A 23,028-nucleotide genomic window follows, 5' to 3' on the forward strand; every position below is an offset into this window, starting at 1 on the left:
CGCTGTCCGGCCGGCGATCCCGGCGGGGCTCACTCCGCCGGTCCGGCGAGTACCGCCGCGTAGTTCTTCCTGGCCGCCGTGTCGTACTGGAGAGCCACGTGGCTCGTGGCGGAGGTGATGTCCCGCCACAGCCGCTGGAGCGGGTGCCGGGACCCGAGACCGGTGGTGCCCGCCGCGGCGACGAGCAGGCCGACGGCCTCCCTGACCGCCTCCGCGGCGAAGGTGGCGTTGCGTTCGTTGCGTGCCATGTGGTCGGGCGTGAACAGGCGCCCGTCCAGTACACGGGTGTTCTCCTCGACGAGATGGCGTGCGGCGTCGACCCGGCCGGAGGCGCGTACCAGGGCCGACTCGTTGGCCGCGGTGCGCCGACGTCCGGTGAGGCCGGCGGCGAAGGCGCGCAGCGCGCCGGTTCCCGCGCCGATCACCGGAGCGATGAAGGTCAGACCGCCGACGGCCTGGAACGGCACGTTGTGGGCGGATGCGTCCGAGTGCGCATTGAGCCCCGTGACCATGGCGTCCCGGTCGAACGTCAGATGGTCCGGGACGGTGGCGCAGTCCACGACGACGGTGTGGCTGGCGGTCGCCCGCATGCCGACGCTGTCCCAGTCCTGGTGGACGGTGCACTCTCCCCGGGGAAGGGCGAAGAACCGCAGCCGGGACGGCCCGTCGCCGGAGCCCACGGCGGCGCAGAGCAGCACCCAGTCGGCGAAGTCGACGCCGCTGACGTAACTCCACCGGCCTGTCAGGCGCCAGCCCCCCTCGACGGCATCGGCTCGCCCGCCGGGCATCAGCGCCGTCGCGATCATGGTGTCCGGGCTGCCCGACCACAGCGCCCGCTGCCCCTCGTGCGGGAGGTGGCAGGCGAACCGTGCGGAGTAGGCGCTCAGCGAGGCGCACCAGGAGGTGGCCGCACACTCCCGGCCCAGCGCGACGACCGCTTCGGTGAGGTCCGCGAACGACCCCTCGGTCCCACCCCACCGGGCGTCCACGAAGTGCCGGGCGAACCCCGTCTCCCGGAGGGAACCGGTGACTTCCGGCGAGAGCCGGCCGACACGGTCGGCGGTCTCGGCGTGCTGCGCGGCGAGGTTGCACAACTTGTCCACGGCAAGAGCCGGTTCGGCCGTCGTCCGTGCGGAGGTGTGCCCGTCCATCTCGTACCCTTCCTGTCGGCCGTCCGGGTCAGACGGCGTCCGCGAAACGGGCCAGGGTCTCTCCCGGACTCGGGGTGTCCAGGGCCTTGTGGATGTTCCACGCTCCGTCGCCGTGCCGGTGCAGCTTGACGTGCGCCAGTTCCACCCGGGTGCCTCGGCTGCCCGCCGCGATGAAGTCGACCTCGATCTCGCTCGCCCGGTCGTCGTCGGGAACGGACTGCCAGCGGCCGTCTATCCGCCAGGTCATGGCGAGCCGGTGCGGCGGGTCCCATTCCAGCACGCGGCCCCAGGTGACCTCGTTGCCGTCGACGTCCCACTCGTAGTAGCGGCCGCCGACGAAGGGCTCGAAGGCGAGACCGGCCCGCTCCTTCTTGACCAGCACGTGCGAGGGCGGCCACCAGTCGGCGGGATGCTCGGTGAAGACCTCGAAGCAGTGCTCCACGGGCGCTGCCACAACGACCGACTTCCTGACGTCGGGGATCTCTTCGGGCATCGGAAACTCCTCAACTCCGAGGGGCGCGGGGCCCGCACCTGCGGACGCCGCCAACTCTCGCGCCGAGGCCTTGACACCGCGTCGAACCATGCTCGACCGGCCGCTGCCTCCAGCCCGTTTCGAGACCCCCCCAAGCAGACGTTGACACGGTCGTGCGCGGCGGACTGTCAAGGACGGGAGAGCGGGATGACAGGCACGGAACGACGAACGGCCTTCGTCACCGGTGCGACCAGCGGGATCGGCCTGGCGGTGACCGAGCTGCTGGCCCGCCAGGGCATGGCGGTCTTCGGCTGTGCGCGGGGCGCGGAGAACGTGCGCGACCTGGTGAAGCGGCTTCGGGAGGAGGGCCTGGAGGTCTCGGGCACGGTGTGCGACGTCACCTCGGCCGAGCAGATACGCACGGCCGTGGCAGAGGCGGTCGCCGCCTACGGGCCGATCGGCGTGCTGGTCAACAACGCGGGGCGCAGCGGCGGCGGTGAGACCGCGCATCTCGACGACAGCATCTGGACGGACGTGATCGACACCAATCTGCACGGTGTCTTCCGGGTCACCCGCGAGGTCCTGTCCGAGGGCGGCATGATCGACGCCGGCTGGGGACGCGTGATCAACATCGCGTCCACGGGTGGCAAGCAGGGCGTGCCGCTCGCCGCCCCCTACTCCGCGTCCAAGCACGGAGTGGTCGGCTTCACCAAGGCCGTGGGGCTGGAACTGGCCCGGACCGGCGTCACGGTGAACGCCGTCTGCCCCGGCTACGTCGAGACCCCCATGGCCGAACGCGTCCGTCAGGGCCATGCCGCGTACCACCGCGTCAGCGAGGAGGAGATCCGGAGCCGGATCGAGGGACGCATCCCGATGGGGCGCTATGTGTCGGCGGAGGAGGTCGCCGGGCTCGTCGGCTATCTGACCACGGACGCCGCCGCCGCGATCACGGCCCAGGCGCTCAACGTCTGCGGTGGACTCGGCAATTACTGATGACTCTCACGAATCAGGGCGGAACGATGAAGCAATCGGCCGACACCGTCCGGACGCGTCCGGACGAGGCCGCCTTCCGGGCGACGATGGGCTGTTTCCCCACCGGGGTGACTCTGCTCACCTGCGGACGGGACGACGACCTGGTCGTCATGACCCTCAACAGCCTCACCTCCGTGTCCCTGGATCCGCTGCTGATCCTGGTGTCCGTCAAGGCGGACGGCCGGATGCGGCCGCGCGTGCGGGCGCGCGGCGGATACGCGGTCAGTGTGCTCAACGGCGACCAGCGCGACCTGGCACGGGAGTTCTGTCTGCCGGACCGGCCCGAGGGCGCCGACGCCATGAGCCGCCTCGGCGGTGTGCCGGGCCCGACCGGACACACTGTCGTGCCCTCGGCCGCTGCCTGGTTGGAGTGCGAACTGCACGACGAGATCGAGGCCGGGGACCACACACTGCTCGTCGGCCGGGTGGTCGCTGTGTCCGGCAGCCGGCCGGGCCGGCCGCCGCTCGTCTTCCACCACGGTTCCTACAGCGCCGTCCCCGGCACGGACGGAGTGGCGACGTGACCGTAGTCGTCGCCCCGCCGGGAGAACTGACGCCGCTCGCCGACGGCGTCTACGCCTACCTCCAGCCGCCGGGCGGCTGGTGCCTGAACAACGCCGGACTCGTCGTCGGCCCCGACACCTGCGTGCTCGTGGACACCGCCGCCACCGAGGCCCGTACCAGGCACCTGCGCGATCAGGTCGACGCGGTCGTGGCAGGCGGCCCCGACTTCGTCGTCAACACCCACTTCCACGGCGACCACGTGTTCGGCAACGGCCACTTCGCGCCCCGGGCGACCGTCGTCGCGCACGAGGGGACCCGCGCCGACATGGCGGAGGCGGGCCTCGGCCTGCGCGGACTGTGGCCGCAGGTCGCCTGGGGCGAGACCCCGCTCGTGCTGCCGACCCTGACCTTCCGCAACGCGCTCACACTGCATCTGGGCGCGGCCGGGCCCCGGGTCGAACTGCTGCACATCGGACCGGCCCACACAGCGACGGACGTCGCCGTATGGGTTCCCGAGCGGAGCGTGCTGTTCACCGGCGACGTGGTCTGGTCGGGCGTCACCCCGTACGTACTCATGGGGTCGGTGGAGGGTTCGCTGCGGGCTGTCGCCCGGATGCGCGCGCTGCGGCCCCGAGTGGTGGTGCCGGGCCACGGCGCGGTCGGCGGACCGGAGCTGCTGGACCGGACCGAGGAGTACCTGCGGTGGTGCCGCGAAGTGGCGCAGGACGGCCTGTCGGCCGGGCTGTCCCCGCTGGAGGCCGCCCGGCGTGCCCGCCCCGGCCGGTACGCCGATCTGACCGACCCGGAACGCCTCGTCGGCAACCTCCATCGCGCCTACGCCGAGCTCGAGGGGCTGCCACCGGGGGCCCGGATCGACGTCGCCGGGTCGTTCAGGGAGATGTGCGAGTTCCACGGCGGTCTGCCGGAGTGCCGAGCCTGAGACACGGGCCGGTGACGCACCGATGCGTCACCGGCCCACCCCGGTCAGGACACTCTCTGGCTGCATGTGGTGCCGTCCACTGAGCGACCAGGACGTCGTCCTTCCACCCCACCAGCGGTACTGCACCCAGCGAACGTTTTGCGAGGCCACCAGAACCACACGGACCTGTTGGCCTCGCAGTCACCGCCGGGCCGGACCGCTCCGGCGGATGATCCTGGAGCGCGTCCGCAGGCTGCCGCCGGGGTCGCGCACCAGCACGTCGTCCACGGTGTAGGTCGGCTGGAAGGACAGCCCCTCCTCGCCCATCTGGGCGACGAGTGTGTAGTAGGAGACCCCCAGCGCACCGTCGGCCAGTCGCTCGATGAGTAACTGGCCGAACCAGTGCTGGGTCGACACACCCTCGTACCGGGGCAGCCTGGCCCGCATGGCGGCGATCATCTCGGCCCGGCCGGCGGTCCGCCCACCGTCGGCGTGCACCACCTCGCCGTCGTCGGTGAACGTCTCGGCGAAGCCCTCGATGTCGAGGGAGTCGGCCCGTCGCATCTGCCGGGCGTAGAACGCCTGGACCTCCGCGTAGAGGTCTCCGGTGGCCTGCGCGACCGAATTGTTCAGGACCTGGGACACAATGACTCCCCTCAACGATGTACGAGACGCCGTCAACGGTGCCCGACTTCCCTCCAACTCCGCTGGAGACCAGGTCAACCGGACGATGCGCGACCGCGGCCCGCTGCACCGGCCGCGGTCGGGCCTCGAGCGCTCATCGAGCCGAAGGACGCACCGTGAAGCTGTCAGCGCACTGAGCCGAGAGGTGAAAAGGCATGGATGGCATCCCGGGGACCACGACCTTGGCCGGCACCTGGAGCGAACACCTCACCGTGGAGGGACAGTCGTACACCAGCACGCTGCGCTTCACCGAGAACGGACGGGCCATGATCCTTGCCGGGCCGCGCCCCGGCTCCGTCGGAGCGGGGTACTGGAACAGGACCGGCCCGGACACCTTCTCGTTCCGGATCGTGGAGCTGGAGTTCGACGAGAACGGGCTCTTCTCCGGCTGGGTGGACATCGAGCAGGCCGGGATTCTGAGCGGTGACACCTTCGCGTGCAGCGGAATCTCCCACGTCCACGACGCGAACGACCGGCTGCTGGCCAGTGTGCGCGCCGAGGGCAGGTCGACTCGCATCTGACAGCGCCGGTGCCGCCGGAACGCGCCGCACCGAAGGCAGTGCGCGCGTTCCGGCGAAGCCGACGTGCCGGTCTCAACCGCGTGAACGGTGACGCCGGGTCAGCGCCTCGAGGACCGGTACGACCTCACGCGGAGACGGCATGGTCAGCCATTCGGCGTGCAGGGCGTCCGCCCCCGCGCGGAACGAGGGCTCGTGCAGCACTCGCAGGAGCCGCGCCCGCATCACATCGGCGGACTGGCGCTTGTGATCGAGCGTCAGCCCCGCCCCGTGCCGCAGCACATAGGGTGCGTACGTGGCCGACTCCAGGCCTTCCACCTCGATGAGCTGCGGCACCCGATGGGCCGCCGCGGCCATGACCGTGCCGCTGCCACCGTGGTGGACGATCGCGGAACAGGTGGGCAGCAGCTGGTTGAAGGGAACGTAATCGAGGGCGTGCACGTTGTCCGGGACCCGCTGCCCCCTCAACTGGACCTCGTTGAGCGTGGCGACGACCTCGATGTCCAGGTCGGCCACCATCTCCAGCAGCTTGGTGACCAGGGCTCCGTTGGACGCGTACTCCCGTCCCGACATGCCCAGGGACACCGCCACCCGGGGCCGCCGCGGACGCTCGTGGAGCCACTCCGGCATGACATCCGCCCCGGTGTAGGGCACCCGACGCATCGAGACGGTCGGCGCCGGGGTGTCCAGACGCAGCATAGCCGGAGTCGGGTCCAAGGTCAGCTGCCCCAGCAGGAGTTCGTCGTCGACTGTGCAGCCGTGCCGCCGAGCGGCCTCGGTCACCGCCTGCGCGAGTGGGTCCGGCTGTCGCGTCCACTCCGCCTCGCCCAGCCTCAGATACCGCTGCCGGGCCCAGCCGCAGTAGTCCGGCCCCCACAGGAACCTCGCGTGCGCCGCACCGGTGACCCGAGCCGCGATGGCTGCGGCCGGCCACATGTCCCACAGGACCAGATCGGGTTCCCAGGCACGGGCGATGTCCACCAGGTAGTCCGTTCCCGCAATGGCCCCGTCGTCCGAGTCGCCCGGGGAGTGGAAGATCCGAGTCCCGGCGAGCGCGAAATAGCTGAACATGAACCAGGCGTGCTCGTCGGCACCGGTGACGTTGAAAGCCTTCGCCAGGCGGTTGCGTTCCTCCTCGGGCAGGACGTAGTCCCCCACCCGAGACAGCGGCGGCATGGTGTCCGGCGTGCCCACCGGGACCGCGGCGAGACCGGTGGCAGTGATCTCCTCGATCAGAGCGGGGTGTGAGGCGACGCGGGTCTCGTGCCCCGCGGCCTGGAACGCACGCGCCAACGGCACGATCGGATAGAGATGCGCCGCCATGGGCCAGACGACGAACAGGATGCGCATAGGAAACTCCCTTCGGCTTGCGGGTCCGCCGCGCGGTCACCAGGGCCGGATGCCTTCGTCCGTGACGAAGCAGCCCGTGGGTCCGTCCGCGCCGACCGTGGCGAGGCGGACCTCGATGGCGGCGCCTTCCTCGGCCGTGCGCTCTCCGAAGCCGTCGTTGATGTCCGTCGCCACGAACCCCGGTGAGCAGGCGTTCACTTTGATCGGGGTGGACCGCAGCTCATTGGCGTACAACAGGGTCAGCATGTTCAGAGCGGCCTTGGACACGCTGTACGCCGTGATGGCCGGCATCTCGGACCCGTCCAGCCACGCGGGCAGTCCCATCTCGCTGGAGACGTTGACGATCCGGCCCGCCGCCGACCGGCGCAGCAGCGGAAGAACGGCGTTCGTGACAGCCGCCACGCCATGCACGTTGGTCTCGAACGTCGTCCTGAGTTGCTCGACACCGACCTCACTGGGCCTGCTGGACGGCCACTCGATGTTGATCCCGGCGTTGTTGATGAGGATGTCGAGCCGGCCATGGCGCTCATCGATGCGGCGCGCGGCCTGCTCGATCAGGCTCGGGGACGTCACGTCCAGATGAAGAAAGTGCGCGTCGGCCCCCTCGCCGCGCAGCTGCTCCACCGCGGCTTCACCGCGGCCCTTGTCACGGGCTCCGGCCAGCACCACGACGCCCAGCGCGCCCAGGCGCCGCGCGGCCTCGAATCCGATTCCCTTGTTGGCGCCCGTTATTAGGGCGATCTTGCGGTCTGCGGCCATGAGGGGAGCATCGCAGCGGCGGCTCGTGTCCTTCTGGTGCGGCGCTCATGCGCCCGCGGGCCGGGCCGCCCCCCGGCCCGTCACGGTCAGGTCTGTGAGCTGGGAAGCAGCGCTTCCACAATGCTCTGAACCGAGCCCGTGGGGATGAACCGGCCGACCGCGAACCCGGCTTCGACGAGCAGCCGCGCGTACTCGTCGCCGGTACGCTCCTGGCCGCCCGCCATGACGTGCATGGCGAAGTCGAACGCCTTGCTCGTGTGCGCAGCATCGCCCGGCGGGATGACCCGTTCGACGAGCAGCAGCCTGCTGCCCGGGTTCATCGCCCGTCGGCAGCCGCGCAGAATCGTGAGCACGTCGGAGTCGTTCCAGCCGTGCAGCACCGACTTCATCAGATACAGGTCCCCGCCCGCGGGCAACTCCCCGAAGATGTCACCGCCGGTGATCTCGCAGCGCTCGGTGAGCCCCTCCTCCTCGATGCAGTTCCGCTCCACCACGTGCGGCAGGTCGAACAACACGCCGGTCGTCCCGGGGCGGGCACGGAGCACCGCGGCGAGCAGCGTGCCGTCTCCGCCCCCCACGTCGACGATGCGGCCCGTGTCGGGGAAGTCGTACGCCTCGACGATCGCCCCCCGTTCGACACGACTGTGCTCCTGCATGGCCGTATCGAACGCGGCGCCCTCCTCCGGGTGGTCCCGCAGGAACTCCCAAAACGGCTGGCCGAAGGCTGTGGCGAAGGCTCCGTCGCCGGTGCGCAGGGCGTGGTCGGCGTGCTGGAAGGCCCGGGCCGTGATCCTCCCCGACTGGGCGACAGTGGTCCGTACGGAACGGGGATGGTCCGACCGCAGGCGCTCGCCGACGGCGGTGAGGCCGAAGCAGCCCTGGGCCACCTCCGTGAACACCCCGCAGCCGGCCAGGGCCCGCAGCATGCTGTGCAGGGTGCCCGGATCGGTCCTGGTCAGCCGTGCGAGTTCTTTCGTGGGCTGGGGCCCTTCCGCCAGCAGATCGGCTATGGACAGCTCCGCGGCCAGGTGCAGTGCCCGAGCGTAGATGAAGCCGTCACCGAGTGCCAGCAGCCGTAGACTTTCGTCCTGTTCCAGAGCGCCGCTCATCCGCTGTCTCCACTCCTTCGTCATCACGATGGGGAGCAACAGCGTGCGCCAGCGCGCTCAACGCAGGCTTGAGAGCGGGATGCACCGAGCTCAGGCGTGTCCTCCCACGGACACCGTGCCGATGGTGAGTTCGGGCTTGCCCTCCAGAACGGTTGCCACCCGCTCGACCTGCTCGTCCAACTCGGCGAGTTGCGCGGCGGACAGGGGCTTGAGTGGCTCCACCGTGACGTGGATCCTGCGCCCGGAGCGGCGCTGATGCCACACCCCCGCGACGGTGCCGTCGACCATGAGCACCGGATAGTTGCCCGCCTGCCCGGACGGGGTGAGGGCACGCTCGGCGGCGCGGCCCGGGTAGAGGAGACTGCGTGGCTGGGCGGCCACCACATAGGCGTCGAAGTACGGCAGCAGCCGCACGCCTCGGGGGGTGTCGGCCGGGGCCGTGGTGTCGCCGGCGTTGATCCAGGCGGTGGTGCCTTCGAAGTCGACTTCCTGAATCTCGCCCGCCAGGGAGCGGAAGAGGTTGCTGGCCCACCCCCGGGGTGCGTTGAGCCACTGGGCGAAGTTCTGCGGGGTGGCCGGCCCGTAGGCGTGCAGATACTTCTGGACGAGCCTGCCCTGGGCCGTGGGCCCGTCCAGGGGACTGATGCCGCTCAGATAGCGCAGCGGGTTGGTGTAGGTCACCTTGCGGCCCCGGTTCGGGGCGAAGCACAGAACCCCCCGGTGGGCGGCCAGAGTCATGGCCTGCCGCCAGCGTGGCCACTTCCCCTGGAAAGCCTCCATGACGAGGTCTCCGGCCCAGGGGCCCGTGGCCTCCACCACAGCGTCGGTGAGTTCGTCGATCGTCAACTCGGCGCTTTCCAGCGACTTTCCGATCGCCGCGACCACCTGCTCCGTCTGGTCCTCGGTCATCCGGACGTCCTTGGGGAACGGACTCGGGGACTGCGGGATGGAACTGAACGCCCCGATCCACATGGGGAGGTCGGCGGTGGTCAGCAGATGAACGGTTCCGCGCGGACCGTACGTCTTCACCACCTGACGTCGGTCCCACAAATCGGTGCGGACATCGCTGCGGGTGGCCCCTTCGATGCGTAGCGCCACCGCTAACTCGGCAGCCGACAGCACCTGCGCGTGCGCACCACACAGGGCGCTGACGATCTCGGCCGAACCGGCCTGTGGCGAGGGCGCGGAAAGAGAGCTTCGCTCCATGCGCCGCGCGGAGACTTCTGGCCACGACAGACTTGCAATGGCGTGGTTCATGGAAGAGTCCCTCCGATGTGTTGTGGTCTCGCCCTGTTGCGGGCCCGCAAAACGAGCGGCGAGTTTAGCAGTGGGCACAACAGAGCCCATGCCCCAACCGGTCGTCCGTGAACGACCGCTTGGGACATGGGCGTTGAGCAGGCTCCGCGAGCGCGGCTAGACGGTGGGGGCCGGCCGCTCCGTGGCAGGTTTTGCCGGTTGGGAAGGAATCTTCGGGGGCCTTGGGCGACTGAAGCGTCGCATGGCCGGGGCCTCCACGAAGGTGTACAGCAGCCATGCCAGGACCAGGCTGATGACCAGTGTCAAAAGTCCGTGCCCCAGCGCCGCGGGGACGCTCATCTGCTTCGCCCAGTTCTCGGGGTGAACGGCGCCGATCGGTCCGTAGCAGACGACAAGGTAGTGCACCAGGTACAGGCCGAACGAGATCTCGCCGAGGCGGACCATGGGGCGACTGCCCAGCACCGTGCTTCGGCCGGGCACTTCGGCCCTGGCCACGGCGGCGATCAGCAGGGAGAGGGGAAGCGCGGTTGCGGCCACCCGGTCGTACACGCCGGGCAGGTGCGCACCGCCGATGAAGGCTCCCACCGCCAGCAGCAGCGCCGGACCGCGCCCGAGGAGGAGCCGGCGCCCGTGAAGAACGGTCAGCGCCATCAGGACACCGAGGACGAACTCCAGCAGGCGGGTCACGGGGAAGTAGTAGGTGAACCACACCTGCCACCACGACTCGTTCGTCAACGGCATCCGCGGCTGTCCGGGCAGCAGTCGAGCCGCCAGCGGAACCAGAGCGATCACCACGCTCACGCCCACCACCCACCGCCATATGTGCTGCGGCCGGATTCCCCGCGTCAGCCGAAGCAGCAGCGGGAACGACAGATAGAACAGCAGCTCGCAGGCGAGTGACCAACTCGGCGCATTGGAGCCGTAGTTGATCACGACGTCCTGGTCCGGGATCCAGCTCTGCACGAGGAACAGCGTCGGAACCGCGTTGGCGGCGATGATCGACACATTCGCGGACAGCATCAATAACAGCGCGGCCGACAGGGTGACGAGGTGGTTCGGAAAGATCTTCACGACGCGTCGGCGCCAGAAGCGCCTCGGAGTGTCGTCCGGCCGGCTCACCCAGGTGAGGATGAAACCGCTCAGGACGAAGAAGAACGACACGCCGACGTTGCCCAACGCCTCGAAGTAGCGCTGGTAGTCGGCCGCCGTTCCCCCGAGCCGGGGGATCAGGGCGAGGCCCACGTGACAGATCAGCACCATACACGCGGCGATGAACCTGGCACCGGTCAAAGAGGGTAGGCGTGATCGCTCGTTCGCGGTCGACGACGCTGTCATGACGTCTCCTTTGCGTCCGGTCCGGCAGTCAGGACCGGTGGCCCCGGCGAAGCGACGATACGAGTCCCTCCACCACAGGCACGATGTCGTTGGGGCTCGGTACGGCGAGCCAGTCGCGGCGCAGCCGATCGGCGGCGTCCTGGAACGATGGTTCCGTCAGCACTCGGACGAGATTCTTGCGCATCTCGTCCGAGGCTGTCTGCGGGCCGACCGTCCGGCCGGCTCCGTAGTCGTGCACATACCGGGCGTTGCCCGCGTACGCCGCCGTCGGGTCCGCAACCACGAACTGGGGCACGCCGTGCGCGACGGCTGCCGTGAGCGTGCCGATGCCGCCGTGATGGACGATCGCCGAACACGTCGGCAGCAGCAGACCGAGGGGCAGATAGCTGACCGTGCGCACGTTGTCCGGCACCGTCCTGCCGTCGAGTTGTGAGGCGTCCAGAGTCGCGATCACGTCGACGTCGAGACCATCGACCGCGTCGAGCAGATCCGCGACGAGGCTGCGGTCGTTGTCGTAGGCGCGTTGCGTCGTCCCCAGTGAAACGGCCAGCCGCGGCCGGCCGGTCGGCGTGTGCAGCCACCCGGGGACCACGTCGGGCCCTCCGTAGGGGATACGGCGGACCGGAACCCTGCGGCACGGGGCCCGCAGCTGCATGTCCGGCAGCATGGGGTCGATGGTGAAGTGGCCGAGCAGGAGTTCGTCGTCGACGGTGATGCCGTACCGTTCGGCGCTCGGCCGCACCAGCTCGGCCACGGGATCCTCCAGGCCGGCCGCCCGCAGCGACTCCCGGCCCTGGGCGGCCCGGTGGGCGGCCCAGCCGACGAAGTCGTGACCCCACAGCACCCGGGCGTGTGCTGCCCCGACCTCCCGTGCCGCCACCGCCCCGGACGGCCAGTTGGGATCCCAGAGCACCAGGTCCGGTCGCCAGTGACGGGCCATGGAGACCAGGGCGTCCACACCTGCCCAGCGCTCCTGCGGAGCGCCGTCCTCCGGGTGGAAGATCCTCGAGGACGCGTAGGTGTAGGTACTGAACGTGGTCCACACATGGTCGTCCGGTGACAGCGAGAGTGCCTCGGTCAGACGCCCGCGGTGCTCCTCGGAAGGCAGGAAGTCACCCACCGCCGATGGCGAGGGCATGGTCTGCGGTGTGCCGAGCGCGACCGCGTCGAACCCGGCCGCAGTGATCACATCGACCAGATCGGGATGCGAGGCGACGCATACCTCGTGTCCCGCGCCTTGCAGTGCCCAGGCGAGCGGGAGTGCGGGATAGAGGTGGGCCGGCAGGGGCCACACCACGATCATGACGCGCATAGGGTCTCCTCCGGTCGGACGAGGTCGCGCTGCTGTCCGACGGTCCGCTCAGGCGGGGACGCACTCGACGATGGACATCAGGGAGGGGGTCGGCAGGATCCGGGTGACGGTGAAGCCGCCCTTGGTGAGGATGTCCTCGAACTCCGCCTGGGTCCGCTCCTTGCCGTCCACCACCGCGAGCATGGACACGTCGATGGTCTTGCTGGCGTGGGGTTGGTTGCCGGGTGGGATGACGGGGTCGACGACGAGGAGTTTGCTGTTGTCGTGGACGGCTTCGCGTACGGATTTGAGGATGCGCAGGCAGTCGGAGTCGCTCCAGTCGTGGAGGACGGATTTGAGGATGTAGTGGTCGGCTCCGGCGGGGACGTGTTCGAAGAAGTCGCCGGCTTGGACGGTCCAGCGTCCCGTGGTGTCGGGGGTGTCGAGTTGGTGTTCGTCGATGACGGATTGCTGGTCGTAGAGGGTGCCGGTGATGTGGGGGTGGGCGGTGAGGATTTCGCGCAGCAGGCTGCCGGTGCCGCCGCCGATGTCGATGACGCGGGCTCCGTCGGGGAAGTCGTAGCTGGTGGCGACATGTTCGTTCCACAGCCGGGAGAATCCGGCCGTACCGGCGTTGAAGACGGAGGCGGTTTCGGGGACGGTCTGGAGGTGGGCGAAGAAGCCGGCGCCGAAGATGTCGTCGAACACGGTCCGTCCCTGACGCACCGTGTCGTACATACGGGCGTACGGCCTCCAGAAGAGGTCTTCGCCGAGCATGAGGAAGGGGTCGTGGAGGGATCCTGGGGCGTCGGTGCGCAGGAGGCCGGCCATGGGGGTGAGTGCGAAGCGACCGTGTTCGTCCTCGCGGAAGACTTCGCGGGTGGCGAGGTAGCGCAGCACGCGGTGCAGGTGGGGGCCGTGCAGTCCGGTCTGTTCACCCAGTTCGGCCGCGGTGCGGGGGCCCTGGGCGAGGTGGTCGGCGATGCCTGCCTTGGTGACCGTGTAGAGGCAGGCGGTGTACAGGTAGCCGTTCATGTGTTCCGACAGCTGCGCGCTCAGCTCGCTGGTGTCGCGCGGGGCGGACGTCATCGCGTACCTCCAGAGGAAGGAGAAGGTGGCAGGGACGGGTGCTCGGGACGGTTACGAACCGGTGCGGCTCGCGGCACGAACCCGGACCGGGAGGTGGGGCAGGCCGCGCATCATCACGCTCGGGTACCAGGCCAGCCCGGCGGGATCGGCGTCGAGGGCAAGGTCCGGGCAGCGTTCCAGCAGGGAACGGACTGCGGTCTTGGCCTCCAGCCTGGCCAGCGGGGCACCGAAACAGGCGTGAATGCCGTGCCCGAAGGCCAGATGACCGGCCGCCTCACGCCGGATGTCGAAGCGGTCCGGATCCGAGAAGCGGCTCGGATCGCGGTTGGCGGGAGTGTTCCCGATGAGCACGAGTTCGCCCCCGCCGGGGATGGTCCTGCCGCCGATCCGCACGGGCTCCGTGGTGAAGCGGTGCAGGGAGGTTCCGGTCGGACCGCTGTGCCGCAGCATCTCCTCGACGGCCCCGTCCAGGAGCGAGAAGTCGGCGCGCAGTTCGCTCAGCTGGTCGGGATGCCGGAGTAGTGCGAGCATGCCGTTGGAGAGAAGACTGGTGGTCGTCTCGTGCCCGGCGACAAGGAGCAGCACGGCAAGACCCACCATCTCGGCGTCGGACAGGGCGTCCTCGTCCTCCTCGCGCCGGCGCACGAGCCCGCTGAGTAGGTCGTCACCCGGGTGCACGCGCTTGTCGGCCAGCAATGCCTTGAGATAGTCGTCCAGTTCGGCGAGAGCCGCCTCGGCCTCGGCGCCGTTCCACTGCTTGGTCACCAGCGTGGTCCAGTGGTGGAACTTGTCACGGTCGCTGAACGGGACCCCGAGCAGTTCGCAGATGATGGCCGCGGGCAGGGGGAACGCGAAGTCCTTGACGAGGTCGGCACGGCCGTCCGGGCGGGCGAGCATCGAGTCGATCAGCTCGTCGGTGACCTTCTGCACCCGGGGCCCGAGCGCCTGGACACGCCGTGGAGTGAACTCCCTGACCACCAGCTTGCGCAGCCTCGTGTGCCGGGGCGGATCAGAGATCAGCATGTGAGGACTGGACCAGGGGTCGTCGTCCGTGCCCGCGGCACCGGGAGAGTTGCGCCAGTCGTTCGACAGACGGGGGTCGGACAGCGCTGCCCTGGCCTCCTCGTAGCCCACGACGAGCCATGCGGCGAAACCCTCCGGCAGCAACACCCGGTGCACAGGCCCTTGCCTGCGCAGCTCTGCGTACGTCGGATGCGGATCGCGTGCGAAGTCCGCCCCCAGCGCGGCCAGATCGACGATCGGCTCTTCACTCATCCCGGCAACCTCCTCCGAACCCGGGCACCCCGCTCAGGCGGGAACGCACTCGACGATGGACATCAGGGAGGGGGTCGGCAGGATCCGGGTGACGGTGAAGCCGCCCTTGCTCAGGACGTCCTCGAACTCCGCCTGGGTCCGCTCCTTGCCGTCGTGGATGACCATCATCATCGCGTCGATGGTCTTGCTGGCGTGGGGTTGGTTGCCGGGTGGGATGACGGGGTCGACGACGAGGAGTTTGCTGTTGTCGTGGACGGCTTCGCGTACGGATTTGAGGATGCGCAGGCAGTCGGAGTCGCTCCAGTCGTGGAGGACGGATTTGAGGATGTAGTGGTCGGCTCCGGCGGGGACGTGTTCGAAGAAGTCGCCGGCTTGGACGGTCCAGCGTCCCGTGGTGTCGGGGGTGTCGAGTTGGTGTTCGTCGATGACGGATTGCTGGTCGTAGAGGGTGCCGGTGATGTGGGGGTGGGCGGTGAGGATTTCGCGCAGCAGGCTGCCGGTGCCGCCGCCGATGTCGATGACGCGGGCTCCGTCGGGGAAGTCGTAGCTGGTGGCGACATGTTCGTTCCACAGCCGGGAGAATCCGGCCGTACCGGCGTTGAAGACGGAGGCGGTTTCGGGGACGGTCTGGAGGTGGGCGAAGAAGCCGGCGCCGAAGATGTCGTCGAACACGGTCCGTCCCTGACGCACCGTGTCGTACATACGGGCGTACGGCCTCCAGAAGAGGTCTTCGCCGAGCATGAGGAAGGGGTCGTGGAGGGATCCTGGGGCGTCGGTGCGCAGGAGGCCGGCCATGGGGGTGAGTGCGAAGCGGCCGTGTTCGTCCTCGCGGAAGACTTCGCGGGTGGCGAGGTAGCGCAGCACGCGGTGCAGGTGGGGGCCGTGCAGTCCGGTCTGTTCACCCAGTTCGGCCGCGGTGCGGGGGCCCTGGACGAGGTGGTCGGCGATGCCTGCCTTGGTGACCGTGTAGAGGCAGGCGGTGTACAGGTAGCCGTTCATGTGTTCCGACAGCTGCGCGCTCAGCTCGCTGGTGTCGCGCGGGGCGGACGTCATCGCGTACCTCCGGAAGGTCACAGAAGTCCCGTGGGCGGGCACTCGGTACGGGCCCACCCTGGCCGAGGAGGCATGAGCGAGGGCACAGTACGCCTCGCACGACGCATGAACGCGCGGTGTGGCGCACCCCGGCACGGGCCCCTTGCGCACGGCGTTCACCCGTTCTGATGGGACGGTGGTGCCGACCGGCAATCAGGTCATGCAACGGCCTAGATGTGCTCTACGGTCGGGCGCGTGACACCGAACCCTCACAGCCCCGCTACCGATGTGGCGGCCGACCGCGGCGAACTGTTGCGGGCGCTCGCCGAGCAACGTGAACTGCTGCTCATCACCGTCAAGGGGATCACGGACGCGCAGGCCATACGGCGCACCGTCCCGAGCGAACTCACGCTGGGCGGGATCATCAAGCACCTGGCCCGCGGCGAGCGGGTGTGGGCCGAGATCCTGGTCAGAAGGGACGGCGAACTGCCCGAAGGGATGCTCGACACGGGGCAGTACCGCATGAACGGGGGAGAACGGCTCTCGGACCTGCTGGAGATGTACGAGGCAGCGGCGCGCGAGATTGAGAAGGTCGTGAACGAACTGGAGGACTTCGGAGGAAGCGTTCGGCTCCCCAAGACTCCCTGGTCCCCGCCGGAGCCGGAGTACTGGCCGGTCCGCCGAGTCCTGCTGCACCTGATCAGGGAGACGGCGCAGCACGCGGGCCACGCGGACATCATCCGGGAAGCACTGGACGGGGCCAGCACCACGGCCCAGCGCTGATCCAGCTCAGGTGCGCCGTCCCGGAGCAGTCCCACGGATGCCGCCGCGCACCGCACAGCAGTTGACAGAACACACCTCGCGGGCAGACCCGCGGAATCCCCGGCTCGCCATCGGCGACGAACCGTCGCGGGTGGTCACCACAGCTCATCAGACATGATCCACGGTGGCGTTCCCGCACGGAACAGAACACTCAACCGACGAGGAAGAAGACGGCCGCGCGGTGCGAGGGCATCGGCTTCAACGGTTCCGCCGCGGGGCCGGACCCCCGCCACCGTCGGCGCGGGACTCGCCTCTCCAGGAGTTGGCTGCGAAAGGCGGTCGCCGCACGTCGCCTTGATCTTGTCGTTGCGGTTGCTGACGAGCCCACACCGTTGATCCGGTCCTGTCCCGTGCTCTGACTGCGCCACCGCTACGAAGCGCGAGGTGGCACTGGCACGTCGGCTTCGCCCCTTCCCGCGGCAACTCGCTGATCCGAGGCGATCAGTCTTCCGACAGAACCCCGCTTTCGAGTTCACCAATCGAAGTGCGCGCCACCATCGTCCATTTCTCTGCGCCAGATCCTCACGGCCGTCGACTGGTGGGATCGCAGACTGTAGTTGCGGTAGCTTTCCAGGAGATTCGTGGGATGCTCAACGAGCCTGGATAGTAGGTAATTCAGTGACCGGGTGGCTGTACGGGCATGTGTGTGGGTACCATCCGGCCATGGCTCAGAAAATTGTGACTGTTTTCACAGACGACCTCACCGGCAAAGAATCTGACGCAGTGCAGACCCACACCTTTTCCCTGGACGGGGTCAACTACGAGATCGACCTCGCCTCGGAGAACTACGACAAGCTATTCGATGCACTTGCTCCCTTCATCGACAGTGGCCGGAAGACCGGACGGGCGAAGGTTTCGAGGGGGTCCCGCCGAGGCGCGGTTGACGGACCGAGCGCTGAAGAGTTGCGAGCGTGGGCCCGGGAGAACAACTACCAGGTCAACGACCGCGGGCGAGTCCCGGCCAGCATCCGTGAGGCTTACGAGAAGGCTCACTGAGTGCTTTTGGAGTATGGGCTGAGGTGACTTGGACGAGGCAATGGAAGGGATTGCGTGGCGGCGACGTCGCCCAGGAGTCGTCCACCTTTCTGGTGAGCCACGTCCAGCCCGCCGACGGCGCAGATGCTCTCTCGGAGATGCAGTCGACCTCCTGGCCGGTGAAAAGGGCCGCCGCGTCTGCCCGGAAGGGCAGGCGTGGTGACGTTCGGAGGCATTTTCCAGGCGTTCGACGGTCATGTCCCTTGTCGTGGTGTAGGCGATCAGTCGTTTGATGCGGTCGGCAGGACGATCGTGTCGTCGGGATAGAGGGCGTCCATGCTCTCGTTGGAGAGGTAGCGGCCGGGGAAAGGCAATCCACTCGTCGTGGAGTTCGGCGAGGACCGCGGTGGCCAGGCGGAGGACCGCGGGCGGGTTCGGGAAGACCTGGACGACGTCGGTGCGGCGTTTGATCTCCCGGTTCAGCCGCTCCAGCGGGTTCGTCGACTGGATCTTCTTCCAGTGCTGGTGGGGGAAGTCCGCGACTCCGCCAAGGTGACCGACTTCGCCCAGCGCGGCGTCGTTGTCCGCCACGCCGACTACACCGACCGCTCCACCTACCGCGACGCCGTAGACGGCGTGGAGCGGCTGCTGCTGATCTCCACGCCCGGAGCGGGCGCCACCGACACCCGCCACGCGAACGTGGTCGGGGCCGCAGTGGATGCGGGCGTACGCTGTCACGACCAGCAGTAGGTAAAGCCTGCGCCGGCTGCTTCAGAGCCTCTGACCTGCGGCGTCGCGACTAGCGCTGGACGACTCTCTGAAGCGTCTGACCTGCTGTTTCTTTGATGTGAGGTCCTCTGAGCTGGTACGTCGCAACTTAGTCCGGACTCACATCAACTGCTTTCGGACGCAGTAAGAGGCAGCGGCCGAGCGGGCCTTCAACCGCGGCCTGCGCGCCGCCCGTCAGTACCACCAGCGCCACGGGCACCTCGACATGCCCAAGGACCACACCGAAGAGATCCTCGGCGACCAGGTCCACCTCGGCGCCTGGCTGATCCGGCGGCGCAGGGACAGCGCCCAGATGACACCCCGCCAGCAAGCCGGCCTCAAGGCTCTCGGCTTCGAGACGATGCCCGTCTTCCTGCCGCCCGCGCAGCCGCTTCGGGACACGGCCGCCTGAACCAGCGATGACACTCCGCCGGACGGGCGAACGTCAGCCCCTACCCATGCCGGCCGAGAAGTAGAAGACGCGCGAGCCGCGCTTGGACCGCCCGACCCGCCCCTGCGCGACCAGCGCTTCCAACGCGTGACGCATCGCAGGCTCCTTGATCCTCCGGCCCGGGTGCGCCCGGGCCAGTGCGGTGGCGACGTCGTGCGACGAGCAGGGCTCGCCCCGCCTTTTCAGCTCATCGGCCACCAGATCCCGAAGCGTCGGCGCCTTCTTCCCTGCCTCCGGTGCCCCGTCACCCCGGCCACAATCCCTAGCGGCACCGTCGCCGGTGTGCGGCACTCCGTCGGACACAAGCGGAGCGGCAGGACTGCTGCCGGTCGTGGCTGCACCGTCCGGCCCCGGCTCCGGGCAGGCGGCGGGGGAGTGACCCGACAGGGCCTCCCGCATGCTCAGTAGCAGCGTGTGATTGCCCTCCAGGGTGTGCAGCTGATCCTGCAACGCGGTGATCTCCGCGCGGACACGCTCGCGATCCTTCTCGACGAGCTCCAGGTCGGCATCGACCTTGGCCGCGTAGTCCGTTCTGAGAGTGAGAAGTTCCGAGACCGCTTCCACTATGACGTCCAGCCTCCCGCAGAAGTGCGCACTCCGGGGGACGCTAGCGGTCGCACGGCAATGCCCGGCCACTGAGAACGAAGGGGACCGCTCTTTGCCCGACCATGCGCGCAACGTGGTCAGTTGTCGTCACTGTTCGGCCGGTTCCATATACCGACCGGGTCAGGCGGCGCCGAGTTCGGGGGTGTGTAGCTGCACCTCGGAGATCACCGCCTGCCGCCACGACCAGCTCACCGCCAAGCTGCGGGCGGCCGGCCTCGGCGCCATCGCCGACCTGGGCTTCGTCGGGCTCGACGACAGCAGTCCCGACGCCGACCTGGCGGTGATCACCGGCTACAAGGCCGCCAGGAACCGGCCCCTGACCCGCGGCCAGAAGCTGTCGAACACCGCACTGGCAGCGGTCCGGGCACCGGTGGAGCACGGCTTCGCCCACCTCAAGAACTGGCGCGTGCTCGGCAAGGTCCGCACCGACCCGACGTGGGCGACCGCCCTGGTCAGGTCCCTGCTCGTCCTCACAAACCGCGAAGTTTCCCGGTGACCCGACGATCTTCACCGAAGTCATCCACCACGACCACCATGAGCATCCTGAACCCCGCACACACCAGGCCCGTGACCAGCAACTTCACGATGCACAGTGCTCAATGGCAGCCCGCTGTCCACAGGAGGCCCCCGGCAGGCTTCTTGAGCCATGGACATCAGCTCGCCGGGCATCGCCCGGAACAACAAGAAGACGCCGCGCTGCGAACGCCACGACGCCCTCCTCCAGCCCGAGGAGCGCACCGAGTTCGCGGCCCGGTTCCCGGCCGGCCACCAGGCGCAGATGGCGCTCCTCCTGGCCCACTACGCCGGCAACGCCTCCCTGGTCGCCGCACTCTTGGGCACTGGAGTGCGTACGGTGCGCCGCCACTGCCGTGGGTGGCCGCCACCGCCCGGGCTCCGGCTCCGCCGGGCCCTGCGCCGCCGTGTCGTGGACCTCGTGTGCCCGCGGTGCCTGTCCGATCGTGCGGTGGAACAGGCGCGCCAGGCGAATCTGGAAGCCCGGCGCGCGACCCGACGGCTTCCGCGCGATACCGACGGCATGGATCGCTGACACACCGCGTGCCCGAGAACCTTCAGCCCCTCAGAACTCTGAAAGCTTTTCTGCATTAGTGATAGTGAAAAGCTGCTGCAGATGCGTAAGTTGCATGGATTCGGGTAGGGTGGTGGTATGGGGTTGCGTTTGGAGGAGTTGTTGCGGCTGACGGTGGCCGCGTTGATGCAGGTAACGGGTGAATCGCAGCGGTCGGTCGCGGGGGTGCTGGGGCTGACGCAGACACAGGTGTCGCGTCGGCAGTCGGGTGCCGTCTCCTGGAGCCTGCGCGACGTCGATGTGCTGGCCGAGCATTACGGTATCGGCGTGCTGGATCTCCTGGCGGGTCCGACCAGAGCGTGCGAGGCGCTTCCCGTTGACAGGCGCCGCACGGTGCGCACCGAAGTAAGGGGGACGGGCCGGTGAGCGACTTCGACGCGATCGACTCGCTGCTTGACGCCGTCGGCCCCGAGGCCGAACTCCCGCCCTGCCCCGTGCGCCGCGAGCTGCGGGAGCGGGCCCGGCTGTCCAAGGCGCAGGTGGCACGCGCGCTCGGCGTGAGCCCTTCAACTCTCGGCGGGTGGGAGAGCGGCCGGGACCCGGCCGGCGAGGTCCGCACCAAATACGCCTACCTGCTGGACGGGCTGAACGCCAAGCTCGCCACCGAGACCGAGTCGGCCACCGAGACCGAGGCGGCGCCGGCTGCGGAGCAGCCCGTGACGTCAGGCACGGCCCCGACCGCCACCCCCTTGTCTTCGCCCGACCTCGGCCAGGACGAGGGCATTGACAGGGACGGGGACGGGGACGACGTGGAACTGCTCGCCGCCCCCGAACCCTGTGTGCTGTGCGGCCATCCCGCCGGACAGCGCGTGGCGGGGTTCGCCCAGCACCTGACCCCGGCCGACTGCCGGCCCACCGCCGCCGGAGCCCCAGCTGCCCCGCCGGCCGGACAACCCACCGCGCACACCTCGAAGACGCCGCTGCGCACGACACGTCCGGCGCGTGAGGCTCAGCGTTCCAAGGGCCCGGCCCGTCACGCGTTCCAGGAGACGTCCGGCCCGGTCGGCCTGATCCGTGAGGCCGTGCAGGGTGCGCTTGCCGAGCACCGGGGCGACGTCGACGCAGCCACGGCGGCGCTGGTGAGGCGGGCCATCCCGGACGCGATGCGACTGCTGGACGAGACCCGTAAGGGCGCCCGCTACGACGTGATCGCGCACCCCTGGATCCCCGACATCCTCAAGAAGCAGACCGCGCGCGGCGCGGACCAGATCTGGGAAGCCCGCCCCAAGTGGACCCGCCACGAACTCCCACCCGGCCGGCATCAGGTGACCGCGCTCGACATCAACGGCGCCTACCTCTCCGCCCTCAAGACGCACCTCCCCCTGGGCCGGCTCGAGCACTCCACCGGCCTCGCACACGACCGCCGCCGCTCCGGAGTCCACCTGATCACCCCGCCCGAGTGGGAGCACGAGGCGGTGCTGCCCAATCCGATCGGCCAGCGGGACGAGCCCGGCCCCCTGTGGGTCACCGAGCCGACGCTCCGCCTCCTGCTGCGCCTGTCCGGCCCCAGGCACCAGCTGTGCGAACCTCCTCAGATCCACGAGTCGTACACCTCCGGGGCCACGGAGAACCTGCTGGAGAAGTTCCGCATCGCCCTGAAGGACGCCCGCGACACGGCGATCGAGCAGGGCGACACAGTGACGCTGGAGTACGTGAAGGCGATGTACTCGAAGTTCGTCTCCACCATGGGGGAGTCGAACTACAACCGGGAGCTCTACCGCCCGGACTGGATGCACCTCATCCGCAGCCAGGCCTTCGCCAACCTCTGGCTCAAGGCACTCAAGGCCCATGACGAGGGACTGGCCGTCGTCCGGGCGATGGGCACCGACGAACTCCACGTCATCGGTGACTGGCGCCGTGTCTTCGCCGAAGGCCGAGCTGTTACCGAGGTCAAGGTCAAGGACACCTACACCGCCGGAACCGACACCGCCGAGCACACAGGCGAGGGGGAGTAGTGCCGCAGAAGAACATCGACTTCGGGAGGTTCGGCGCCCGGGGCATCAAGGGCAGCGACGCCGTCGCGCGCAAACTCGACGAACTAGCGGGCGGCATCGCCACTCCCGTGACCGCCAAGCGCGGCTGGATGGCGCGCCTGCACTACCTGACGAAGTCGACCCAGACCCTGAAAGCCGCGCAGGACGCCGGACTCACCGTGACCCACCGGACGCTGAAGGCCTGGCTGGAGGGCAAACGCCGCCCCTCCAAGACCAGCCTGGAACGCATCGACCAGGCGTACCGGACGGTGCGCCGGCACAACGTCGCCCGCCATCTCCTCAGGCGCCTCAACCGCGACGGACGCGGCACCCGGGTGGAGATCCACCCGCTCAACCAGTCCCAGGTGCCGCAGCAGCTGCAGCGCGTGGTGGAGTACCGGACGATGAACGTGCGCCGCTGGGACCGCATCGTCGGCTCCTGGGCGGCCGGCGACCACCAGAGCCTCGACGCGGCGTGGCAGGACACGATCGTCGACCTCGGCTCGCAGTGGGGCCAGTACGAGTACGTCACCAACGTCGGCTTCGCCGCGTAGAGCCGGCGCCGAAAC

The 23,028-nt window shown here is 69.1% G+C and carries 24 protein-coding genes and 3 pseudogenes; 13 read left to right on the top strand and 14 right to left on the bottom strand.

Going from position 1 to position 23,028, the window contains the following annotated elements:
- Positions 1–29: 29 nt before the first annotated feature.
- Both IE258_RS21040 and IE258_RS21045 read right to left on the bottom strand, forming a co-directional pair.
- Positions 30–1,151 carry an acyl-CoA dehydrogenase family protein gene (locus IE258_RS21040; RefSeq protein WP_189745703.1) on the bottom strand — a complete coding sequence of 374 codons (1,122 nt, stop codon included), beginning with the start codon at positions 1,149–1,151 and terminating at the stop codon, positions 30–32.
- A 28-nt stretch (positions 1,152–1,179) separates the two neighbouring features.
- Positions 1,180–1,644 carry an SRPBCC family protein gene (locus IE258_RS21045; RefSeq protein WP_161378551.1) on the bottom strand — a complete coding sequence of 155 codons (465 nt, stop codon included), beginning with the start codon at positions 1,642–1,644 and terminating at the stop codon, positions 1,180–1,182.
- Between the two features lie 186 nt (positions 1,645–1,830).
- Here IE258_RS21045 and IE258_RS21050 point away from each other — a divergent pair, with 186 nt between their 5' ends.
- Genes IE258_RS21050 through IE258_RS21060 form a run of 3 tightly spaced genes read left to right on the top strand, consistent with a single transcriptional unit; the run spans position 1,831 to position 4,099 of the window.
- Positions 1,831–2,616, top strand: coding sequence for an SDR family NAD(P)-dependent oxidoreductase (locus IE258_RS21050; RefSeq protein ID WP_189745705.1), 786 nt, complete (start codon positions 1,831–1,833; stop codon positions 2,614–2,616).
- A 26-nt stretch (positions 2,617–2,642) separates the two neighbouring features.
- On the top strand, positions 2,643–3,179 hold the full coding sequence (locus IE258_RS21055) for a flavin reductase family protein (protein ID WP_189745707.1): 537 nt from the start codon (positions 2,643–2,645) through the stop codon (positions 3,177–3,179).
- Positions 3,176–4,099 (top strand): MBL fold metallo-hydrolase, encoded by a 924-nt coding sequence (locus IE258_RS21060; RefSeq protein ID WP_229892307.1) that lies wholly within the window; start codon positions 3,176–3,178, stop codon positions 4,097–4,099. Before IE258_RS21055 ends, IE258_RS21060 begins: the two co-directional genes overlap by 4 nt.
- A 180-nt stretch (positions 4,100–4,279) precedes the next feature.
- Here IE258_RS21060 and IE258_RS21065 read toward each other — a convergent pair whose 3' ends face one another.
- Positions 4,280–4,723, bottom strand: a complete 444-nt coding sequence (locus IE258_RS21065) for a nuclear transport factor 2 family protein (protein WP_229892309.1) — start codon at positions 4,721–4,723, stop codon at positions 4,280–4,282.
- Between the two features lie 194 nt (positions 4,724–4,917).
- Here IE258_RS21065 and IE258_RS21070 point away from each other — a divergent pair, with 194 nt between their 5' ends.
- Complete coding sequence (locus IE258_RS21070; protein WP_189745709.1) at positions 4,918–5,283, top strand: hypothetical protein; 366 nt, start codon at positions 4,918–4,920, stop codon at positions 5,281–5,283.
- A gap of 72 nt (positions 5,284–5,355) precedes the next feature.
- Here the strand turns inward: IE258_RS21070 and IE258_RS21075 are convergent, their stop codons facing one another.
- The 9 genes from IE258_RS21075 to IE258_RS21115 all read right to left on the bottom strand — a co-directional run bounded on the left by IE258_RS21075 (position 5,356) and on the right by IE258_RS21115 (position 15,798).
- Positions 5,356–6,630, bottom strand: a complete 1,275-nt coding sequence (locus tag IE258_RS21075) for a nucleotide disphospho-sugar-binding domain-containing protein (RefSeq protein WP_189745711.1) — start codon at positions 6,628–6,630, stop codon at positions 5,356–5,358.
- Positions 6,631–6,666: 36 nt separating this feature from the next.
- Positions 6,667–7,389 (bottom strand): SDR family oxidoreductase, encoded by a 723-nt coding sequence (locus IE258_RS21080; RefSeq protein ID WP_164459801.1) that lies wholly within the window; start codon positions 7,387–7,389, stop codon positions 6,667–6,669.
- A gap of 86 nt (positions 7,390–7,475) precedes the next feature.
- Positions 7,476–8,498, bottom strand: a complete 1,023-nt coding sequence (locus IE258_RS21085) for a methyltransferase (RefSeq protein WP_229892310.1) — start codon at positions 8,496–8,498, stop codon at positions 7,476–7,478.
- Between the two features lie 90 nt (positions 8,499–8,588).
- On the bottom strand, positions 8,589–9,755 hold the full coding sequence (locus tag IE258_RS21090; protein ID WP_189745713.1) for a winged helix DNA-binding domain-containing protein: 1,167 nt from the start codon (positions 9,753–9,755) through the stop codon (positions 8,589–8,591).
- Between the two features lie 156 nt (positions 9,756–9,911).
- Positions 9,912–11,090, bottom strand: coding sequence for an acyltransferase family protein (locus IE258_RS21095; RefSeq protein WP_161378543.1), 1,179 nt, complete (start codon positions 11,088–11,090; stop codon positions 9,912–9,914).
- Between the two features lie 28 nt (positions 11,091–11,118).
- Positions 11,119–12,402: a nucleotide disphospho-sugar-binding domain-containing protein gene (locus IE258_RS21100; RefSeq protein WP_189745715.1), complete on the bottom strand. Its 1,284-nt coding sequence runs from the start codon at positions 12,400–12,402 to the stop codon at positions 11,119–11,121.
- A gap of 48 nt (positions 12,403–12,450) precedes the next feature.
- The gene (locus tag IE258_RS21105) at positions 12,451–13,470 is read right to left on the bottom strand and encodes a methyltransferase (protein ID WP_189745717.1); all 1,020 of its coding nucleotides are present in this window, start codon (positions 13,468–13,470) and stop codon (positions 12,451–12,453) included.
- 51 nt (positions 13,471–13,521) lie between these two features.
- On the bottom strand, positions 13,522–14,745 hold the full coding sequence (locus IE258_RS21110) for a cytochrome P450 family protein (RefSeq protein ID WP_189745719.1): 1,224 nt from the start codon (positions 14,743–14,745) through the stop codon (positions 13,522–13,524).
- Between the two features lie 33 nt (positions 14,746–14,778).
- A complete protein-coding gene (locus IE258_RS21115) occupies positions 14,779–15,798 on the bottom strand; it encodes a methyltransferase (RefSeq protein ID WP_189745721.1) in 1,020 nt (339 codons plus the stop codon).
- Between the two features lie 234 nt (positions 15,799–16,032).
- Between IE258_RS21115 and IE258_RS21120 the strand changes: the two genes are divergently transcribed.
- Positions 16,033–16,560, top strand: coding sequence for a DinB family protein (locus tag IE258_RS21120; RefSeq protein ID WP_229892311.1), 528 nt, complete (start codon positions 16,033–16,035; stop codon positions 16,558–16,560).
- A 702-nt stretch (positions 16,561–17,262) separates the two neighbouring features.
- Complete coding sequence (locus tag IE258_RS21125) at positions 17,263–17,595, top strand: histone-like nucleoid-structuring protein Lsr2 (protein ID WP_189745725.1); 333 nt, start codon at positions 17,263–17,265, stop codon at positions 17,593–17,595.
- Positions 17,596–17,855: 260 nt separating this feature from the next.
- Here the strand turns inward: IE258_RS21125 and IE258_RS21130 are convergent.
- Positions 17,856–18,108: pseudogene (locus IE258_RS21130) on the bottom strand (transposase); the annotation flags it as partial.
- On the opposite strand from IE258_RS21130, the gene IE258_RS21135 reads away from it, so the two are divergent.
- Positions 18,094–18,324, top strand: coding sequence for a Rossmann-fold NAD(P)-binding domain-containing protein (locus IE258_RS21135; protein WP_229892315.1), 231 nt, complete (start codon positions 18,094–18,096; stop codon positions 18,322–18,324). The pseudogene IE258_RS21130 and the gene IE258_RS21135 overlap by 15 nt on opposite strands.
- 193 nt (positions 18,325–18,517) lie before the next feature.
- Positions 18,518–18,754 (top strand): annotated as a pseudogene (locus IE258_RS21140) (helicase associated domain-containing protein); the annotation flags it as partial.
- A gap of 33 nt (positions 18,755–18,787) precedes the next feature.
- On the opposite strand, the gene IE258_RS21145 reads toward IE258_RS21140, so the two are convergent.
- The gene (locus tag IE258_RS21145) at positions 18,788–19,357 is read right to left on the bottom strand and encodes a hypothetical protein (RefSeq protein ID WP_070201817.1); all 570 of its coding nucleotides are present in this window, start codon (positions 19,355–19,357) and stop codon (positions 18,788–18,790) included.
- Positions 19,358–19,553: 196 nt separating this feature from the next.
- On the opposite strand from IE258_RS21145, the pseudogene IE258_RS21150 reads away from it, so the two are divergent.
- From IE258_RS21150 to IE258_RS21170, 5 genes and pseudogenes are all read left to right on the top strand, one after another.
- A pseudogene (locus IE258_RS21150) lies at positions 19,554–19,895 on the top strand (transposase family protein); the annotation flags it as partial.
- Between the two features lie 150 nt (positions 19,896–20,045).
- Positions 20,046–20,447, top strand: a complete 402-nt coding sequence (locus IE258_RS21155) for a hypothetical protein (protein ID WP_189745729.1) — start codon at positions 20,046–20,048, stop codon at positions 20,445–20,447.
- A 117-nt stretch (positions 20,448–20,564) separates the two neighbouring features.
- Complete coding sequence (locus tag IE258_RS21160) at positions 20,565–20,852, top strand: XRE family transcriptional regulator (RefSeq protein ID WP_189745731.1); 288 nt, start codon at positions 20,565–20,567, stop codon at positions 20,850–20,852.
- Positions 20,849–22,441 carry a helix-turn-helix domain-containing protein gene (locus IE258_RS21165; RefSeq protein ID WP_189745734.1) on the top strand — a complete coding sequence of 531 codons (1,593 nt, stop codon included), beginning with the start codon at positions 20,849–20,851 and terminating at the stop codon, positions 22,439–22,441. Before IE258_RS21160 ends, IE258_RS21165 begins: the two co-directional genes overlap by 4 nt.
- Positions 22,441–23,013 (top strand): transcriptional regulator, encoded by a 573-nt coding sequence (locus IE258_RS21170; protein ID WP_189745736.1) that lies wholly within the window; start codon positions 22,441–22,443, stop codon positions 23,011–23,013. Before IE258_RS21165 ends, IE258_RS21170 begins: the two co-directional genes overlap by 1 nt.
- The last annotated feature ends 15 nt before the right edge of the window (positions 23,014–23,028 follow it).

It is taken from the genome of Streptomyces tendae (assembly GCF_014650435.1).
GTDB lineage: Bacteria > Actinomycetota > Actinomycetes > Streptomycetales > Streptomycetaceae > Streptomyces > Streptomyces tendae.

Bases quoted from the DNA above. Each gene is read 5' to 3' on its own strand.
- IE258_RS21040 (WP_189745703.1), bottom strand. From the start codon at position 1,151: ATGGACGGGCACACCTCCGCACGGACGACGGCCGAACCGGCTCTTGCC.
- IE258_RS21045 (WP_161378551.1), bottom strand. From the start codon at position 1,644: ATGCCCGAAGAGATCCCCGACGTCAGGAAGTCGGTCGTTGTGGCAGCG.
- IE258_RS21050 (WP_189745705.1), top strand. From the start codon at position 1,831: ATGACAGGCACGGAACGACGAACGGCCTTCGTCACCGGTGCGACCAGC.
- IE258_RS21055 (WP_189745707.1), top strand. From the start codon at position 2,643: ATGAAGCAATCGGCCGACACCGTCCGGACGCGTCCGGACGAGGCCGCC.
- IE258_RS21070 (WP_189745709.1), top strand. From the start codon at position 4,918: ATGGATGGCATCCCGGGGACCACGACCTTGGCCGGCACCTGGAGCGAA.
- IE258_RS21075 (WP_189745711.1), bottom strand. From the start codon at position 6,630: ATGCGCATCCTGTTCGTCGTCTGGCCCATGGCGGCGCATCTCTATCCG.
- IE258_RS21080 (WP_164459801.1), bottom strand. From the start codon at position 7,389: ATGGCCGCAGACCGCAAGATCGCCCTAATAACGGGCGCCAACAAGGGA.
- IE258_RS21085 (WP_229892310.1), bottom strand. From the start codon at position 8,498: ATGAGCGGCGCTCTGGAACAGGACGAAAGTCTACGGCTGCTGGCACTC.
- IE258_RS21090 (WP_189745713.1), bottom strand. From the start codon at position 9,755: ATGAACCACGCCATTGCAAGTCTGTCGTGGCCAGAAGTCTCCGCGCGG.
- IE258_RS21095 (WP_161378543.1), bottom strand. From the start codon at position 11,090: ATGACAGCGTCGTCGACCGCGAACGAGCGATCACGCCTACCCTCTTTG.
- IE258_RS21100 (WP_189745715.1), bottom strand. From the start codon at position 12,402: ATGCGCGTCATGATCGTGGTGTGGCCCCTGCCGGCCCACCTCTATCCC.
- IE258_RS21105 (WP_189745717.1), bottom strand. From the start codon at position 13,470: ATGACGTCCGCCCCGCGCGACACCAGCGAGCTGAGCGCGCAGCTGTCG.
- IE258_RS21110 (WP_189745719.1), bottom strand. From the start codon at position 14,745: ATGAGTGAAGAGCCGATCGTCGATCTGGCCGCGCTGGGGGCGGACTTC.
- IE258_RS21115 (WP_189745721.1), bottom strand. From the start codon at position 15,798: ATGACGTCCGCCCCGCGCGACACCAGCGAGCTGAGCGCGCAGCTGTCG.
- IE258_RS21125 (WP_189745725.1), top strand. From the start codon at position 17,263: ATGGCTCAGAAAATTGTGACTGTTTTCACAGACGACCTCACCGGCAAA.
- IE258_RS21155 (WP_189745729.1), top strand. From the start codon at position 20,046: ATGGACATCAGCTCGCCGGGCATCGCCCGGAACAACAAGAAGACGCCG.
- IE258_RS21160 (WP_189745731.1), top strand. From the start codon at position 20,565: ATGGGGTTGCGTTTGGAGGAGTTGTTGCGGCTGACGGTGGCCGCGTTG.